Here is a 16,995-nt window from a genome sequence, read left to right as displayed (position 1 = left end):
ATACGAAGCGGTATCATATCCCGGATCAGCCAATGCACCTAAAATATGGAATAATGTTCCGTTATGACGCTCCCGCCATCCCAGCCCGACACGGACCTCCTGATCCGTCCCGCCCAGTCGCTGGACCGTGAAGGAATCTGGCGTCTCCTGTCCCCTGTCCTGCGCAAGGCAGAAACCTACGCGTTGCCCCGTCACTGGGGACGGCGGCAGGCGCTGGCGTACTGGATGGATGTGGAGCATCGCGTCTATGTCGCGCAGACCCGTGACCATGAGATCGTCGGGACATTCTATCTTCAGGCCAATCAGAAAGGCGGTGGCGCGCATATTGCCAATGCCGGTTTCGTCGCCCGGTCCGGCTTTGGCGCGGGCCGCCTCATGGCCGAACATGCTCTGGCGGAAGCCACGAAACTCGGCTTCCGCGCCATGCAGTTCAATTTCGTCGTCAGCACCAACCTGCGGGCCATAGCCCTGTGGAAATCATTGGGCTTCCGGGTGATCGGCACGCTCCCCGGCGCATTCGACCACCCCTCCCAAGGCTATGTGGACGCGCTGGTTATGTGGAAGGACCTTCTGCCTGCGGCGTCGTAACAGCGGATTCAGTCGCTTCGGTCGTCTCTTCAGGCTTCACATCCGCCACGACCCGCTCCAGCACGCAGGCAAAGAACCCGTCCGTTCCATCCCGCAGGGGAGTCAGGGAAAACTGTGCCTTATTCCGCAGTTCGGCTGGTAGAAGTTCAGACGTCTGTTCTTTCGACAGACGCACAAAATCCGTGCGACGCTTAAGGAAGGCATCGATCTGCTGCCCGTTCTCGCACGCCAGAAGAGAGCAGGTCGCATAGATCATCCGTCCACCCGGCTTCACCAAAGATGCTGCACGATCAAGGATCTGCGCCTGTTTGATGATAAGCTCCTGAATGTCTTCAGGCGTCAGGCGCAACCGTGCATCCGGGTTCCGTCGCCAGGTTCCTGTTCCCGAGCACGGCGCATCGACCAGCACCCGGTCGAAGCTGCCTGCCCGACGCTTGGCCCATTTGTCCCCCGACACCAGAAGATGCCGCTCGACGTTATGAACGCCAGCCCGACGCAGCCTCTTGACCGCTCCGTCCAGACGTTTCTCATGCACGTCACAGGCTACGATATGTCCGCGGTTCTCCATGGTCATCGCGAGTGCCAGCGTCTTGCCGCCCGCACCCGCGCAGTAATCCAGAACCCGGTGCTCGCCGCGCGCATCTGCGGCCGCAACCACAAGCTGACTGCCCTCGTCCTGGATTTCGACCAGCCCATCCTTGAACGCCTGCGTCGCCGTGACCGGCTGGCGCCCGTCAAGCCGCAGTCCCCAGGGCGAGAGCTTTGTCGGTTCTGCCTGAAGCGATTCGCGGCGAAGCTCGCGGATGGCCGCCTCACGGCTTCCCTTCAGCAGATTGACGCGCAGATCGAGCGTCGGCGTTCCGAGCATGGCTTCCATCTCGTCCGGAAGCCGGTTGCCGAACGTCTCGCGCAGCGCACTGTCCAGCCAGTCCGGATATTCAAGCCGCACTGCGATAGGCTGCTTCTGGGTGGAAAGTTCTTTTCCTTCCAGTCCCTTAAGCGCCATATCTTCACGTGACGTCAGAGGCTTCTGCGCATAGCGCTCGCCACTGAACAGCTTGCGGACGTTTTCCATCGTTTCCCCACCAAGGAGGAGCGATGCCGAGCACAGCAGGCGTGGGGAAATGTCGCCGGAAATATCCTTGAGATGCCATTGCAGCCGTCTCCAGCCCCGCAGGACATCCCAGACGATTGTGGAAATGGCTCGCCGGTCACCGCCACCGATATAACGGCGCTCGCGGAAAAAGGCGTTGGCTGTGGCGTCGGCTGGACGGCGGGGCGCGTTCTGGATCGCACAGAGCAGATCGATGGCGCCTGAAAGACGGGCTGCGGGGGTCATAGCGCCCCCGTAGCCCGTTTGGCCTCTCATTGCGAGAGGCTTTGATGCGGGGACGTTCAGTCCCGGCGGTAGTTCGGGGCTTCGCGGGTGATCGTCACGTCATGAACGTGGCTCTCACGCAGGCCTGCATTCGTGATGCGACGGAACATGGTCCGGACCTGAAGATCAGCCACCGTGGCCGATCCCGTGTAGCCCATGCCCGCTTTCAGGCCGCCGACGAGCTGATGAATGACCGGAGCCATGCCGCCCTTGTAAGGAACCTGGCCCTCGATGCCTTCCGGAACCAGCTTGAGCGTGTCGCGGACTTCCGCCTGGAAATAACGGTCTGCGGAGCCGCGGGCCATGGCCCCGAGCGAGCCCATGCCGCGATAGGCCTTGTAGGAGCGACCCTGATACAGGAACGTCTCGCCCGGGCTCTCATCCGTGCCGGCCAGCAGCGAGCCGACCATCACCACGTCAGCACCCGCGCCAATTGCCTTAACGATATCGCCCGATGTCCGGACGCCACCATCCGCAATGGCCGGGATGTCCAGCTCATGACAGGCGGCAGCCGTTTCCATGACGGCGGAGAACTGCGGCACGCCCACGCCCGCTACGACGCGCGTCGTGCAGATGGATCCCGGTCCGATGCCGATCTTCACGCAGTCGGCACCGGCCGCAATCAGCGCACGTGCAGCCTGCGGCGTTGCGACGTTGCCTGCGATGACCTGCAGGTCCCCGTGACGGCTCTTGAGCGTTTCAACTGCGGTCAGAACACCTCGGGAGTGTCCGTGGGCCGTATCCACGACAATGACGTCGACCCCGGCTTCTGCAAGAGCAGCAGCGCGACGGAAGCCGTCTTCCCCGACACCTACAGCCGCAGCGCAGCGCAGACGGCCCTGGGAGTCCTTGATGGCCAGTGGATGCGCGATGGCCTTGTCCATGTCCTTGACGGTGATCAGTCCGATGCAGCGCTTCGCCTCGTCCACCACCAGGAGCTTTTCGATCCGGTGACGGTGCAGGAGCGTGCGCGCCTCATCCGGCGCTGCGCCGTTGAGGACCGTCACGAGGTTCTCATGGGTCATCAGGTCGCGAACGCGCGTGTTTGGATCGGTCGTGAAGCGCATGTCACGGTTGGTGAGAATGCCGACGAGAACGCCGCTGCCATCTTCAATGACAGGAAGACCGGAGACGCCATGCCGCGCCATGATGGCCTGAACCTCAGCCAGCGTCTGGTCCGGGCCAACTGTGACAGGATTGACGACCATGCCTGATTCGAAGCGCTTGACGCGACGGACCTGCTCGGCCTGCTCCTCGATGGACAGGTTCTTGTGAATGACGCCCATGCCGCCCTGCTGCGCCATCGCGATGGCCATGCCGTCTTCGGTCACGGTGTCCATGGCGGACGACATCAGCGGGATGTTCAGTTCGATGGAGCGCGTCAGGCGGGTCCGTGTGGAGGTCTGTGCCGGCAGGACCGACGATTCAGCCGGCTCGACGAGAACGTCGTCAAAAGCCAAAGCATCGCGGATGCGCTCATTAAGATTGGTTGTGCCGGAAGATGATGTCATGCCCGCTTGCCCCCGTTACGTCATGCGTCGTGACGACGCGATGTGTGTGAACCGGAGACCAAGAGGCCGTCCGGCCGTTGGCGGGTCCTCATAGAGCACTTTACCCCCTGAGGGGAAGTCTCTTTTTTGCGGTATTTTCTGAGGATTTCTTGGCTGGGAGACCTGGATTCGAACCAGGGCTGACCGGGTCAGAGCCGGTAGTTCTACCGCTAAACTATCTCCCAAGCGGTGAGAGGGTGTTTATCAATCGCTCCGGGACGGCGCAAGGGGGCGATAGACATTTTTTTCAGAAAAACTGATATTTTTCTTGCGACTAGGGTCCCGCGCACCCCATGCTGCTTTTCCAAGGTCCCAGATCACGGGCAAGCGGGAGCCGAAACACATGATGAGGTATGGAACGGATCACAACCTGTCAGGCCCCGCGCCTGTGCATGCGTCTGCCAGACGCACGGGTCCGTTCTTTGGTGCCATCGACCTCGGTACCAACAACTGCCGCCTCATGATTGCAGCAGGCACGCCCAACGGTTTTCGTGTGGTGGACAGCTTCAACCGCTCAGTCCGTCTGGGTGAAGGCCTGCGCGCCAGTGGCCGTCTTGCCGAAGAGTCCATGAAGCGTGCGCTCGATGCCCTCCGCATTTGTGCGGAACGCATGAAACAGTGGCCCCTCGTTCATGTCCGCGCCGTCGCGACCGAAGCGTGCCGTCAGGCCGCCAACGGTCGCGAGTTCCTGGCGCGCGTACAGCATGAGACAGGTCTGACCATCGACATCATCACGGCCCGTGAAGAAGCGGAGCTGGCGCTTGAAAGCTGCTCCCCCCTCTTCCGGCAGCCGGAGCACAAGCCCGTCCAGGCGGATCGTGGCGTCCTTTTTGATATCGGCGGTGGCTCTACCGAGGTCGCCTGGGTCCGGATCGATCCGGAGCGTCAGACCCAGACCCTGATCGGCACGACAAGTGTCCCCGTCGGAGTGATTACCCTTCAGGAAATGTTCGGTGAAGGACATGGCCCCTCTTATGAGACGATGGTCAGTCACGTTCAGGACTATCTGAAGGGTTTTGAGACCGTGCACCGTATCCGGCGTGAGGTAACGCTCGGCAAAACACGGCTGATCGGCACCTCCGGAACCGTGACGACACTTGCCGGGGTGGCGCTCTCCCTGCCCCGCTACAACCGCGCGGCGATTGATGGACTGACACTGCCTGGTCCAAGCATGGTGGATGCCATCGGCAGCCTGCGCCGTCTGGATCGTGACGAACTGGCGGAGCATCCCTGCGTGGGGGCGGAACGTATGAAATTCGTTCTGCCGGGCTGTGCAATCTTCGAAGCGATCCACCGTCTGTGGCCGGTTGAGGACGTAACGATTGCGGACCGGGGGTTGCGCGACGGGATGTTGCTGCGTATGGCCCGCGATCACGGTCAGCGTTCCGGCAAGGGGCGCAGCACGACCAGTCGCCATGCCACGCCCCGGTCACGGGGCCCATTCGGGACATACGCTACGATATGAAGCCGCCAAGATCCCGCTCCGGTTCCAGCAAGGACACGGGACCGAAGCGTATTCCGGGCAAGGCCCTGAAAAGCGCCTCCAACCCCGGTGAAAACGACGCAACACTTGATTCCGCAACTGCCCGCACGGCCCGCAACAAGACCGTATCGCTCCGCACGGCCCGTGGACGCACCACGGCCCAGCAGCGCTGGCTCAATCGCCAGCTGAACGATCCCTACGTCGCGGCCGCTCGCAAGCAGGGCTGGCGTTCGCGTGCTGCCTTCAAGCTGATTGAAATCGACGACCGATTCAAACTGATCGGGGAAGGCACGCGGATCATCGATCTGGGCGCTGCTCCCGGCGGATGGACCCAGGTTGCGGTCAAGCGGGGCGCGAAGCATGTCGTGGGGCTGGATCTGCTTCCGGTCGATCCTGTTGCCGGTGCGGAAATCATCGAAGGGGACTTCACGGATCCCGAGATGCCGGATCGCCTGAAGGATATGCTGGGTGGTCCGGCCGATCTCGTCATGTCCGATATGGCGCCCAATACGACGGGTCATGCCGCAACCGACCACATGCGGATCATGGGTCTCGCGGAAGGTGCGCTTGATTTCGCCTTCCAGGTCTTGGCTGAAGGGGGAAGCTTCATCGCCAAGGTGTTCCAGGGCGGCTCGGAAAAGGACATGCTGGCATTGATGAAAACGGCGTTTTCCAGCGTCAAGCACGTCAAACCCCCGGCATCGCGTAAGGAATCCAGCGAGCTTTATGTCATTGCAACGGGTTTTCGCCCGGAGCGTCTGCTCGAAAGCAGCAAGGGTGCCTGAGGGCAGCAGATACCGCCATCCCGCATAGATTTTTTCGGAAGAATAACCCGTCTCGATGCTTGCCAGCCTGCTCGTTATTCTTCTGTATCTCTGCTTTCTGCCCGTTATCTCTCTTGTGCTGGCCCGGCAGCCTCACAAGGATCTCCCGCCCTGGGCGATCTGCCTCTCGCTGGTCGCGACCGAAACGTCGACCCTGACCATCGTCAGTGTCCCGGGCGTGGCGTACCTCAAGGGTTATGTTTTTGTCGGGCTGGCCATTGGATACCTGATTGGCCGCACGGCGGTCGCAATCTGGTTTCTGCCGCTGCATGAACGCGGCGCGACATCCATCTATCGCTATATCGGCCAGAGATTTGGCACAAAACTGCAGAAGCTCCTCTCCGGCACCTTTCTGATCACCCGCCTCGTCGCCGAGGGCGTTCGCCTTTATGCCGGAATGCTTCCCGTCTCGATGCTGTTTGCCAGCATGGGCTATCCTGTCTCGGACCTGCTTCTTTTATTTCTGATCGTTCTGCTGACACTGGCTTATACGATCGCGGGCGGCCTGAAAGCCGTTGTCTGGTCTGACAGTCTCCAGCTTGGATTGTATCTGGGCGGAAGTATTGCCTGTCTGGTCGTGATCTGGTGCCGCGCGGGGGCAGCTCCCTTTCACTGGGCCCCTGTCTTCAGTCACGGCCTGCCCGTCTTTACAGATCCGTTTTCCATCGCCGGCGCAGTCATCGGCGGGGCCATCTTGGCGCTGGCGTCGCACGGGACCGATCAGTTGATGCTGCAACGTTGTCTCGCGGCAAAGACACTCAATGGTGCGCGCGCGGCAATGATCGGCAGTGTTTTCGTCGTGGGAGGGCTTTTTGCCCTGCTTTCCTGCATCGGTGTGGCACTGCGGGATCTGATGCCGGCTCAGGGTGCCCGGCCCGACGCACTGTTCCCGCATTTCATCCTAACTTTGCCGCCCGTGTTAAGCGGCCTCATGATCGCAGGCATTCTCGCCGCGACCATGGGGTCCCTGTCCAGCGCCATGAATGCCATGGCGGCCGCAACCCGGGCAGACTTTATGCCGCACGGACCGTTCTCCCTAAGGAGTCTGACGGGGCTCTGGGCTTTTCTTCTCGTTCTGACCGCGCTGCTGTTTTCGCGCCCGAGCGGTTCGGCTGTCGTCTTCGGCCTCTCCATCGCGTCCTACAGCTATGGCGCTACGCTTGGCGTGTTCCTGCTGGCCATGATCGGCCATTCCCGGGATGAACGGTCTGCCATTGCCGGTTTCATATCCGCCGTGATCGTGCTGGCGCTCGTCTCCCTCGTCCGGATCGAGGGGCATCCCATTGCCTTCCCGTGGCTCGTTCCGATCGGTGTCGCAGCCACGTTTGCCGGTGCCGGGACCTTCTCAGGCCTGAGGCGGATTGGCCTGCAGGAATGAAGCCATGGAACGCTGTGCTATGGCCGCTTCCCGGCCCAGACGGATCAGGCCGCCGATCTGCAGTGGATGTCGCAGCAGGGAACCCAGCAGGCCCGGTACATACACGGCCCCGTCTCTGACACTGGTCTTGACCGCCGGCGGAAGGTCCCGCGTCGCATCGTCACAGACCACCCGCAGAACGGCAAAGGGCACGCCTGCATCGGCAACAACGCCGCTTTCCATGTCCACGGCCAGGCATTTCGTCTGCGAAAAATACCAAGCTTTTTCCAGACCCAGTTCGACCAGCACATCGCTGTGCAGGATGCCCCCGCGTCGCGCATAGGCCGAGCCGAACATTTCGCTCAGATGCGGATCGCAGGAAATATCCCTGTCCTGGTAGCGGACATGGTCCGCCACGATGACTGTTCCAGGTGCGACGTCTGTTGAGAGGCTTCCCGCACATCCGAAAGACAGGAGTTCCGTTGCGCCTGCCTTGAGCAGACGTTCCACCCCCCTGCGCGCGCCTTCCGGCGTGGCATTGCTCAATGCCACGGGAGCATTCGGCAGGAAGCGCCGGATCAGACGGGCTTCCTGTTTCAGACCTGCGAGAATACCAAGCATCAGAACCCGTACTCCACCTTGCCGCTGTTGCTCACACCGAGATTGCGATAACGGGCCAGGGCAGTCAGCGGGAAGAACTGCTTGTAGCCATGATAGCGCAGGTAGAAGACCTTCGGGAAGCCAACGGCATTATAGGCTTCTTCCTGCCATTCGCCCTTCTCGTTCTGCTGGGACACGAGATAGGCCACACCGCGCTTGACGGCCTCACTCTCGCGGCGACCGACTGCCATGAGAGCGAGGACGGCCCAGGCAGTCTGGGACGGCAGGCTCTTCTTGTACGTACCGGCGGTGCCGCCCTCGTAAGTGGCGCAGTCCTCGCCCCAGCCGCCATCCGGACGCTGGACGCTCTCAAGCCAGTTTACGGCCCGCAGGACCATCGGATCATCATGCGGCACGCCTGCGATGTTCAGGGCGCACAGGACCGACCATGTCCCGTAGATGTAATTCGTGCCCCACCGGCCGAACCAGCAGCCCTCGGGCTCCTGTTCCGAGCGCAGATATTCGATCGCCTTGAGGATGACCGGCCGGTCATCCGGGTCTCCAAGCTGCGCCAGGAAAGAGATGCAGCGCGCCGAGACATCCGCGGTCGGCGGATCCAGAAGTGCGCCATGATCCGAGAAGGGGATGTGGTTGAGCAGTTCGTGGTCGTTGTCGATATCGAACGCACCCCAGCCGCCATTGGTGCTCTGCATGCCGATGATCCATTCCCGGGCGCGGGAGATGGCCTCGCGGCTGTTTTCGGGATCGACACGATGCAGCAGCATGGCCACGACGGCGGTGTCATCGACGTCCGGATAGTAATCGTTCTCGTACTGGAACGCCCAGCCACCGGGCCGAAGGTCAGGCGCATTGATGGCCCAGTCGCCCTTGACGTCCAGGATCTGATGCTCCCGCAGCCACTCGGCGCTCTTTTTCAGGGCGACGAGTGTTTCCTTGGTTTTCGTGCCGGCCGGTCCGGACGCCGCTTCGATCATCGCAAGGCCCGACAGACCCGTATCCCAGACCGGCGAGACGCAGGGCTGGCAGTAGATCTCGTCACCATGATCCACGAGCAGATCCTGGATTGCGTCCCATGCCGTTTTGGCCCGCGGATCGCTGTCCGGCACGCCCTGGGCGCGGTACATCATCACGACATTCGCCATGGCCGGATAGATGGCTCCAAGGCCACCCCGGCTCAGACGCGGCTCAATGAAATCGCTGGCAGCCTTGAGGGCCTTCTTGTGCACGCTGCGCGGAATGAGCGGCAGGACCGGCCGCAGCGCGGAATCCAGGTGTTTGAAAAACCGCCCCCAGACCGAGCGGTACGGCCCGCGGATCCAGTCTTTGACCTCGGAAGGTGGCTTGACGAACAGCTCCTGGACATGGATGCCGCGCGGATTGATGGCCTTGGGACGCAGCGCGTTGAGCACCAGAAGCGGCGCAATGACGGCCCGGGACCAGTAGGACATGTTCCAGACGGAGAAAAACGCCTTGCGTGGCAGGAGCATGAGCTCGACCGGCATTACGGGCGTTGCGTCCCACGGCACTTCCCCGAACAGGGCGAGCTGGATCCGCGTGAACACGTTCGTCCGTGCCGCGCCGCCGTGATCGAGAATGGCTTCACGCGCAATGCGCATGTGAGGCGCATTGATGTCGTCCCCGATGGCCTTGAGCGCGAAATACGCCTTTACGGTCGCCGAAAGATCGAAGCCGCCGTCATGATAAAGCGGCCATCCCCCGTGATCGCCCTGGATGCGACGCAGATAGACACCGATCTTGGCCTGTTTTTCCGGGTCGATCCGGTCGAGATAATGTTCGAGCAGTACATATTCCGCAGGGATCGTCGCGTCCGCTTCGAGCTCGTAAACCCAGTGTCCGTCTGATTTCTGCTTCCCACCCAGCGCGGCCTGCGCTCCCTCGATGGCATGATTGATCTCATCGGGTTCGACGGATTGGCGGGACAAGGTCTCGCTCACGCGGTCCTCCTTTTCCAGAATATCAGAATAGATCAGCATTGTTCGGTTCTCCCGACACAGGCGGTCCTGAAAGGCGGGAGCTGTGTTACAATCATGACTGTGAGAGCGCTCATCACGATCCCGTGTTTTCAACGGCGGAGCGGAAACCCAGCGCCGCTACGGCCTGAAGACCGGACTGGATGGAGCCCTCGATCGTGGAGGGCAGTCCGGTGTCGGTCCAGTCCCCGGCCAGAGCCAGATTCACCAGATCCGTTCGGGGTCCGGGGCGCAGCCGGTTCTGCTCGGGTGTCGCGGCGAATGTTGCCCGCTTTTCCCAGATCAGACGCGCGGGCGGCATGGCCACCGGAAGCGACTGCGACAGGACGGGATCAAGCGCGCGCCGGATCTCGGACCAGATCGTGGCCAGCAGTTCACTGTTCTCGCGATCGGCGTAGCGGTTGGCCGCACTGACGGTGACGGACAGGATATCGCCCTTGAGGAAGATCCATTCCGAAATGCCGCCAACCAGCCCCACAAACCCGGCCTGAGCCACGACGCCTCGGGCATGAACCACGGCCGGGAGACGGAAATGCGCGTTCGCGATGCTCTCGAAAGCGTCCGGCGCTTTCAGTCCTGGAAGCAGGGACTGCGCGACAGGCCCCGGGACGGCCATGATAACCTGGTCTTCAGGGCCGAGCTCGATCCGCCCTTCAGCGGTTTCGAGCGCGGTTGCGCGGCCATTCTGCTGTTCGATGGCACTGACGCGGACACCCGTGCGGACATCGCCGTGAAAGCGCTTCAGATACGCCACAGCCGGATCAATCAGTGTTTCGGACAGTCCAACTTCCGGGAACCAGGGGCAGCAGGCCATGCCGCCCTTGGCGAGGGATTTGCGGATCACGTTTCCAAGCAGTTTCGCGCTGCCGGTATGGATATCCGTATTGAGAACGGAAATCGCAAAAGGCACGAGCAGCCTGCGGCTCAGCTGCCCGGAACTCAGGCAGGCATCCACGGTCGTATTCTCGCCAGCACGCAGGAAGCGCCCCAGGGAAGCCAGTTCCGACAGCTTCATGCCCGGGACACGCCGGCCACCTGGAAGCGCCCAGAACGGAAGCTTTCCTTTCGACAGGCGCAGCGTCCAGGCCAGACTGTCCTCGAGATCGTAATACGGAAAGATCGGCAGTCCCGGGCCAGTCAGGGTATGGCGCGCGCCGATGATGTCCAGATAACGGAACGTCAGATCGTTCGCTGACAGGATCAGGTGATTGCCGTTATCGATCCGGGCATCGAGGGAGCGGTCGTGAAAGGAGCGGGCCCTCCCGCCGCAGGCCGGTCCTGCCTCGTAGACCGTGACCCGGGCCTGTGCTGCCAGCTCGATTGCGGCGGAGAGGCCTGCCAGACCACCGCCGATGATGTGGACATGGCTCATGGGTCTTACTTCACATACGCTGCGAGAGTGCGCAGCTGTCTCCAGGGTTTGCAGACTTTCGGAGCGATATCCGGCGTTTTCCAGCCGCGCTTTTCCAGCGCTGAGAGGATCGGCGCATAGGATGCCGCCATCATGCGGGCCGGCCGCATCGCGGCGCTGTCACACAGCTGCATGGCATTGCGGGCTTCGCGGAAATGGTCCTTTGCCCGTTGTGCAAGAATACGGGCGACCTGATCCAGGCCATGGGCGTACAGCGCTTCCTGCGGGTCCTTGGGAACATCGAACCGCGTCAGAAGCTCGGCGGGAAGATACAGTCTGCCCCGCCCCGCATCTTCGGCAATGTCACGCAGGATATTGGTCAGCTGAAGGGCGCGCCCCAGATGATAGGCCACGCGCCGCGCATTGTCGGACGAATCACCGAAGACGCAGACCGAAAGCCGTCCGACCGCAGAGGCCACGCGGTCACAGTACAGATCAAGCGTCGCCTCGTCGGGGGCAACGATAGGTGCGCCGCAATCCATGGCCATGCCGTCGATGACGTCATGGAAATCCTTGGCCTGAAGCTGATAGCGATGGATGGCAACGATCAGGATACGATCAAGTGCATCCGTCGCCACGCCTTCATAGAGCTGGTCAATCCGGCGGTGCCATTCCTGAAGGGCTGCCATCGGGTCCGCAACGCCGGCATCCCCATCCGCAATATCGTCCACCTGGCGGCAGAAAGCGTAGACCGCGAACATCGCCTGACGCCGGTCCGGCGGAAGAATACTCATCCCGCGGGCAAAGGACGTCCCCGAAGCGGTGACGATCCTCTCGACATGGTCCAGATCGGCCTGCGCGCAGGGAAGACCGGAAGAAGCGCGCATCCTGCTGAAAACCATGTCTGTCCCCTGTCTCGTTTCAGAAGATCAGGGTTCTAGACCCAAATCCCCCCGAGACAAAGATGACCTGAACGGAAAGGCGTGCCATGCGTTAGGGTGATGCCAAAACGCAACACCTGAAGAGGAGTCTTTGCGCCATGCGTTTCCTTCCCCAGATGAACCCCGCCCTTCTTGCAGGGGTAGTGGCAATCGCGACCCTCTCGGCACCGCTTGCCATCGCGCAGACGACATCCCCCGCGACAGCCAGCGGTCACGCCGAGCATCTCCTCGCGGACGATCACTCGTGGAACGGCACTCCTTACGATCATTACCCGACGACCCGCCCGATGCTCAGCATGATCCGGCTGACGATCCCGGCGCATTCCGCCCTGCCCTGGCATGTGCATCCCTACCCCAATGCGGGCTATGTGCTTGAAGGCACCCTTACGATCGAGGACCGCGAAAGCGGCAAGAAGCGCACCTTCCATCAGGGCGAAGCCTTCGCGGAGTCGGTCAATGACGTCCATCGCGGCGTGACCGGTGACGGGCAGATGGTTCTCCTGCTGACCTATGCCGGTTCCCCTGGAAAGCCGACATCCATCCCCCTGCCCGGCCAGCAGAAAGAATACTGAAAATATCCTCCGGGCCTGCTTTGACAGGGAAAACGTTTCGGAACTAACATGTTCCGGCCCTAGTCTGGAGTATGGCCCACAATGACCAGTCCCCTCTCTTCCGCCGCCCGCAGCGATCTTCTGGCCCGGGGATACTCCCGCCGCAGTTTCGGACGGATTGCCACGCTTCTGGCAGCCGGCGCGACCGTCCATGCCCTGACGAAGTCCGCGCATGCCGCCATCCTCCCGTCAGGAATCAACTTTGAAGGCATGACCCGTCTGGGCAGCAATGAATGCTGGACGGGCCCCTTCCCGGAAGCCGCTCAGGCCGGTGCTTCTTCCGTTTTCCAAAGCAACCGCTACGACCCGACCGGGCACATGCGCGATGATCTGATCAAGGCTGCTTCTGACGTGGAAGGACTTCCCGAAAGCCATGTCATGACATGGTGCGGCTCGTCCGATCCTCTCGCCCGCGCGATTGTCACGTTCTGCTCGCCCACCCGCGGGCTTGTTACGGCAGATCCAAGCTATGAAGCTGGTTGGGTGGCTGCTGACTGGCTGAAAATCCCCCTCGCCCGCGTGCCACTGTCCGCCAAGGGTGGTTATCGTACCGACGTCCGCGCCATGCTGGCGGCCGATCCCAATGCCGGCGTCTACTACATCTGCTCCCCGAACAATCCGACCGGGACGCTCACGCCCCTGCGTGACATCGCATGGCTGGTCGAGCACAAGCCGAAGGGCTCTGTCGTTCTGGTCGATGAAGCCTATATCCACTTTTCGGAAGCGCCGAGCGCCGTGGAACTGGTCGCGAAAAACAAGGACGTGGTCGTTCTGCGCACCTTCTCCAAGATGTTCGCCATGGCGGGCATGCGTCTTGGACTGACATTCGCCAGACCCGATCTGCATGAAGCCATGATGCGTTATGACGGCAAGAGCGCGACCGCGATGCTGCCGGTCCCGGCCATGGCCTGCGGCACGATGAGCCTGACCATGAAATCAGCCATCGCTGCCCGCCGTCAGGAAATGATTGCAGCCCGGAACATGACATTCCAGCATCTGCGCAAGCGTGGCATCCATTTCATTCCGTCGGACGCGAACATGTTCGTCATTGACTGGAAGAAACCGGCAGAGCCGATCAAGGATGCGTTCTTGCAGCAGAAAGTCGTGATCGGACGCTCCTGGCCCGTCTGGCCGAATGCCTCGCGGATTACTGTGGGTTCCATGGATGAAATGAAGATCTTCTGTACGGCACTGGACCGGATCATCGCCTGATCCGATCCAGTCTCCCTGCCGTTCCGGCTCAGCTGGCGGCAGGGAAATAACGCAGAGCCCGGAACAGGGCCTTCGCCCCATCCGTCTTCGTCAGGGCCACACGTTCCAGCAACGGGTCCTGACGCCGCAGGCGGGCCGTCAGGATATGGCACAGTTCCACAATGACGGCCGCTTCCAGCCGCATCCGGCGATCCCGGATCAGGTGCGGCAGGATCCGGGCGTTTCTGTTGAGCACGTCCACCCCATCCAGCATCCGGTCGAACACGCGGCGAACTCCCGGCTTGCTGCGCACCAGACGCAGGTCATCCAGACAGACGCCCTCTTCTTCCAGCCACGGCAACGGCACATAGCACCGGTCGAGGACCTTCAGATCGTCCGCAACGTCCTGAAGATGATTGACGACCTGAAGCGCGGAACACAGAGCATCGGAAGGCGCGAGCGTCTCTTCGGCCTCACCATGCAACAGAAGCAGGAAGCGGCCGACGGGGTTTGCTGAGTATTTGCAGTAATGCAGCAGCTCGTCCCAACTTTCATAGCGGGTCTTTTCCGCATCCATGCAGAACGCTTCGAGAAGATCCGTCGCCGTTTCCAGCGGAACGCCCGTCTGAAGAAGCACTTCGCGCAGTTTGACGGCAGTCTGTGCGTCAGCGCGCGGAGGTGCGGTGATTTCACCCCGGATGACCGCGGCCATACCCCTGAGCCGTGCAATTTTTTCGGCAGGCGTCAGCTCCGTTGTGTCCACCATGTCATCCGCGACACGCGCGAAATTATAATAGGTATGGACGTAAGGCCGCAGCCGTGGGGCGATCAGGAAGGAACCGACGGGAAAGTTCTCGTCGGATTTGCCTTTGGCAGAGGTGACGTCTTTCGTCCCCCAGATGCTGTCTGTCACGATGTTTCATCCGTGTAGGAACGATTTTTCCAGCGCACGCCGACCCCACGGTGGTGATCGAGGGCCGAGCCGATGGTTGCCGCCATATAGAAGGCCGCAACGAGCGGGAGGGGAATGGCACGCCATAGTGGCAGGCCAAAGCGGCGGAGCGTCGGTACGAAAGTCAGGCAGGACAGCAGATAGGTCAGAAGCCCGACCCGTCGTTCCCGTCCCTTGCCGAACAGGGCCAGAGCCACAGGCAGAAGCCAGATCGTGGCCATCCCGACGATCGTTGCAAGCAGCAGGACCGGCGAATAGCGCAGCTGCACATAAGCCGTCCGCGCTATCATGTGCCACACGTCCTTCATGCCGCGATACGGCCGTACGGACCACGCCAGGGCACTGTGCCCCAGATAGAGCCGGCCACCCGAACGCTTTACATGTGCGGCCAGTGTGCAGTCGTCGATCAGGGCGCCGCGCAGGGCACTGATACCCCCGATCCGCTCCAGCGCCCGACGCCGCAGAAGGATGGTCCCGCCTGCCGCACCCGCGATCCGCGAATGTTCGCTCGCAATTCGCGAAAACGGATAGAGCATCGCAAAGAAATAGACGAACGCCGGAACCAGAAAACGCTCTGCAGTGCTCTCGCAGTTCAGCGCCACCATTTCCGAGACAAGATCCAGATCATCTTCCCGGGCCTTGGCGACCAGAGAGGCAAGATGGCCCGGGGCATGCATGATGTCCGCGTCTGTCAGCAGGATGTAGCCATAAGGGCCGATCCGCGTCAGGGCTTCCTGTTCTCCCTGATGGACCGCCCACAGCTTGCCGCTCCATCCGGCAGGGCGCTTCTGGCCTGAAATGACGGTCAGGCGGTGATGCGGATCAGGCAGCGCGCGTGCAATGTCGCCGGTCCCGTCCGTGCTCTCGTCATCGACCAGGATGACGGACAGTTTCCCGTCATAATCCTGTTCCAGAAGGGATGTCAGGCACTCACAAATGGAGTCCGCTTCGTCCCGGGCGGGGACGACCACCGCCACGTCCGGTGCGCAGACCGGCGTGGGTTTCTGGGCGAGAATGGGGCCTTTCTGCCAGAACTTCCCATGGAACAGCGAAAGATAGATCCAGGCTCCCAGACTGGTCAGTGCAGTTCCGAACAGCATTATTTCATCCGTCCGTGCTGACGGAACCAGGCGATGGCGTCTGTCACGGCATCGCGGGCCGGGCGTGGGGCATATCCGAGTTCTTTCTTCGCCTTGTCGGACGAGAAGAACATCAGCTTCTTGGACATGGCCAGCGTCTCACGCGTGACGCGCGGCTCGATGCCGAACCCGCGGGCCAGCCATTCGGACACAAGCGCCACGGGATAGAGCCAGGACTGCTTGAGCTTGACGGCAGGTGGCTTCACTCCGGCAATCTGGCTGACCATGCGGAACAGGTCGCCCAGCATGATGTTCTCACCGCCGAGAATGTATTTCTCGCCGATCTTTCCCCGCTCCAGCGCAAGGGCATGACCTTCGGCGACGTCATCGACATGAACGATGTTCAGCCCGGTCTCGACATAGGCCGGCATGTTCCCACTGGCACAATCGAGGATCATCTGTCCGGTGGGTGTCGGCTTGATGTCTCGTGGCCCGACCGGCGTCGAGGGGTTCACGATGATCGCCGGCAGGTTCTTCTCCCGGACCAGGCGAAGGACTTCCTGTTCCGCGCGGTATTTCGAAAGTTTGTAGATCCCGATGACCTGGCTTTCGGAAACCGGCGTGGTTTCGTCTGCCGGCACGCCGTCGCTTCGCAGCCCCAGGGCCGCAACCGACGAACAGTAAATGATTTTTTCCACGCCGGCCTCAAGGGCGGCCAGCATCAGGTTGCGGGTGCCTTCCACATTGGCCTTCATCATGGTTTCCGGATCCGGAACCCAGAGTCGGTAATCGGCAGCAACGTGGAAAAGGATTTTGACGCCCTTCAGCGCCGGAGCGAGCGTGTCGGGATCGGAGAGGTCACCGACGGCAAGTTCCGCGTTCAGCTCAGCAATATTTGAACGGTCGGATGTCGGCCGGACGAGAAGCCTCAGGCGGTGGCCGCGTTCTTCAAGGACGCGGGCGACGGCAGAGCCGACAAACCCCGTAGCCCCCGTAACGAGTGTGACATCGTTCATGGTGGCAGAGTCTCCTTGGGTCATCAGCAGATGGTTGCAATTTATGACAGCATAATCCCCCC

15 protein-coding genes and 1 tRNA gene are annotated in these 16,995 nt (G+C 61.6%); 6 read left to right on the top strand and 10 right to left on the bottom strand.

Going from position 1 to position 16,995, the window contains the following annotated elements:
* The first annotated feature begins 63 nt into the window (after positions 1–63).
* A complete protein-coding gene (locus GLS_RS12220; RefSeq protein WP_041112428.1) occupies positions 64–588 on the top strand; it encodes a GNAT family N-acetyltransferase in 525 nt (174 codons plus the stop codon).
* Here GLS_RS12220 and GLS_RS12215 read toward each other — a convergent pair.
* From GLS_RS12215 to GLS_RS12205, 3 genes are all read right to left on the bottom strand, one after another.
* Positions 554–1,927, bottom strand: coding sequence for an RsmB/NOP family class I SAM-dependent RNA methyltransferase (locus GLS_RS12215; RefSeq protein ID WP_041112427.1), 1,374 nt, complete (start codon positions 1,925–1,927; stop codon positions 554–556). The two genes, GLS_RS12220 and GLS_RS12215, sit on opposite strands and share 35 nt — an antisense overlap.
* Before the next feature lie 56 nt (positions 1,928–1,983).
* On the bottom strand, positions 1,984–3,477 hold the full coding sequence (gene guaB, locus GLS_RS12210) for an IMP dehydrogenase (protein WP_041112426.1): 1,494 nt from the start codon (positions 3,475–3,477) through the stop codon (positions 1,984–1,986).
* A 150-nt stretch (positions 3,478–3,627) separates the two neighbouring features.
* Positions 3,628–3,701, bottom strand: a tRNA-Gln gene (locus tag GLS_RS12205).
* Between the two features lie 158 nt (positions 3,702–3,859).
* On the opposite strand from GLS_RS12205, the gene GLS_RS12200 reads away from it, so the two are divergent.
* Genes GLS_RS12200 through GLS_RS12190 form a run of 3 tightly spaced genes read left to right on the top strand, consistent with a single transcriptional unit; the run spans position 3,860 to position 7,201 of the window.
* Positions 3,860–4,981, top strand: coding sequence for a Ppx/GppA phosphatase family protein (locus GLS_RS12200; protein WP_041112425.1), 1,122 nt, complete (start codon positions 3,860–3,862; stop codon positions 4,979–4,981).
* Positions 4,978–5,784: an RlmE family RNA methyltransferase gene (locus tag GLS_RS12195; RefSeq protein ID WP_011253766.1), complete on the top strand. Its 807-nt coding sequence runs from the start codon at positions 4,978–4,980 to the stop codon at positions 5,782–5,784. The genes GLS_RS12200 and GLS_RS12195 overlap by 4 nt, the downstream gene beginning before the upstream one ends.
* Positions 5,785–5,839: 55 nt before the next feature.
* Entirely contained in the window at positions 5,840–7,201 is a 1,362-nt protein-coding gene (locus tag GLS_RS12190; protein WP_041112424.1) for a sodium:solute symporter family transporter, read from the top strand.
* Here the strand turns inward: GLS_RS12190 and GLS_RS12185 are convergent.
* From GLS_RS12185 to hpnD, 4 genes are all read right to left on the bottom strand, one after another.
* On the bottom strand, positions 7,169–7,801 hold the full coding sequence (locus tag GLS_RS12185) for a phosphorylase family protein (RefSeq protein ID WP_041112423.1): 633 nt from the start codon (positions 7,799–7,801) through the stop codon (positions 7,169–7,171). The two genes, GLS_RS12190 and GLS_RS12185, sit on opposite strands and share 33 nt — an antisense overlap.
* On the bottom strand, positions 7,801–9,795 hold the full coding sequence (shc, locus tag GLS_RS12180) for a squalene--hopene cyclase (protein WP_041112422.1): 1,995 nt from the start codon (positions 9,793–9,795) through the stop codon (positions 7,801–7,803). The genes GLS_RS12185 and shc overlap by 1 nt, the downstream gene beginning before the upstream one ends.
* A 73-nt stretch (positions 9,796–9,868) precedes the next feature.
* Positions 9,869–11,164 (bottom strand): hydroxysqualene dehydroxylase HpnE, encoded by a 1,296-nt coding sequence (gene hpnE, locus GLS_RS12175; RefSeq protein ID WP_041112421.1) that lies wholly within the window; start codon positions 11,162–11,164, stop codon positions 9,869–9,871.
* A 5-nt stretch (positions 11,165–11,169) separates the two neighbouring features.
* Positions 11,170–12,045 (bottom strand): presqualene diphosphate synthase HpnD, encoded by an 876-nt coding sequence (gene hpnD / locus GLS_RS12170; RefSeq protein WP_041112420.1) that lies wholly within the window; start codon positions 12,043–12,045, stop codon positions 11,170–11,172.
* A 137-nt stretch (positions 12,046–12,182) separates the two neighbouring features.
* Here hpnD and GLS_RS12165 point away from each other — a divergent pair, with 137 nt between their 5' ends.
* Positions 12,183–12,656, top strand: coding sequence for a cupin domain-containing protein (locus GLS_RS12165; protein ID WP_405002419.1), 474 nt, complete (start codon positions 12,183–12,185; stop codon positions 12,654–12,656).
* A gap of 81 nt (positions 12,657–12,737) precedes the next feature.
* Positions 12,738–13,907, top strand: coding sequence for a pyridoxal phosphate-dependent aminotransferase (locus tag GLS_RS12160; protein WP_041112419.1), 1,170 nt, complete (start codon positions 12,738–12,740; stop codon positions 13,905–13,907).
* Between the two features lie 28 nt (positions 13,908–13,935).
* Here GLS_RS12160 and hpnC read toward each other — a convergent pair whose 3' ends face one another.
* Genes hpnC through hpnA form a run of 3 tightly spaced genes read right to left on the bottom strand, consistent with a single transcriptional unit; the run spans position 13,936 to position 16,933 of the window.
* Positions 13,936–14,799 carry a squalene synthase HpnC gene (gene hpnC, locus GLS_RS12155; RefSeq protein WP_034953957.1) on the bottom strand — a complete coding sequence of 288 codons (864 nt, stop codon included), beginning with the start codon at positions 14,797–14,799 and terminating at the stop codon, positions 13,936–13,938.
* Positions 14,796–15,938, bottom strand: a complete 1,143-nt coding sequence (locus tag GLS_RS12150; protein WP_041112418.1) for a glycosyltransferase — start codon at positions 15,936–15,938, stop codon at positions 14,796–14,798. Before GLS_RS12150 ends, hpnC begins: the two co-directional genes overlap by 4 nt.
* A complete protein-coding gene (hpnA, locus tag GLS_RS12145) occupies positions 15,938–16,933 on the bottom strand; it encodes a hopanoid-associated sugar epimerase (protein WP_041112417.1) in 996 nt (331 codons plus the stop codon). The genes GLS_RS12150 and hpnA overlap by 1 nt, the downstream gene beginning before the upstream one ends.
* Between the last annotated feature and the right edge of the window lie 62 nt (positions 16,934–16,995).

The organism is Gluconobacter oxydans DSM 3504, from assembly GCF_000583855.1.
In the GTDB taxonomy this organism is placed as follows: domain Bacteria; phylum Pseudomonadota; class Alphaproteobacteria; order Acetobacterales; family Acetobacteraceae; genus Gluconobacter; species Gluconobacter oxydans.
The sequence above is the reverse complement of the archived record's forward strand: the minus strand, read 5'-3'. Positions and strand labels throughout refer to the sequence as shown.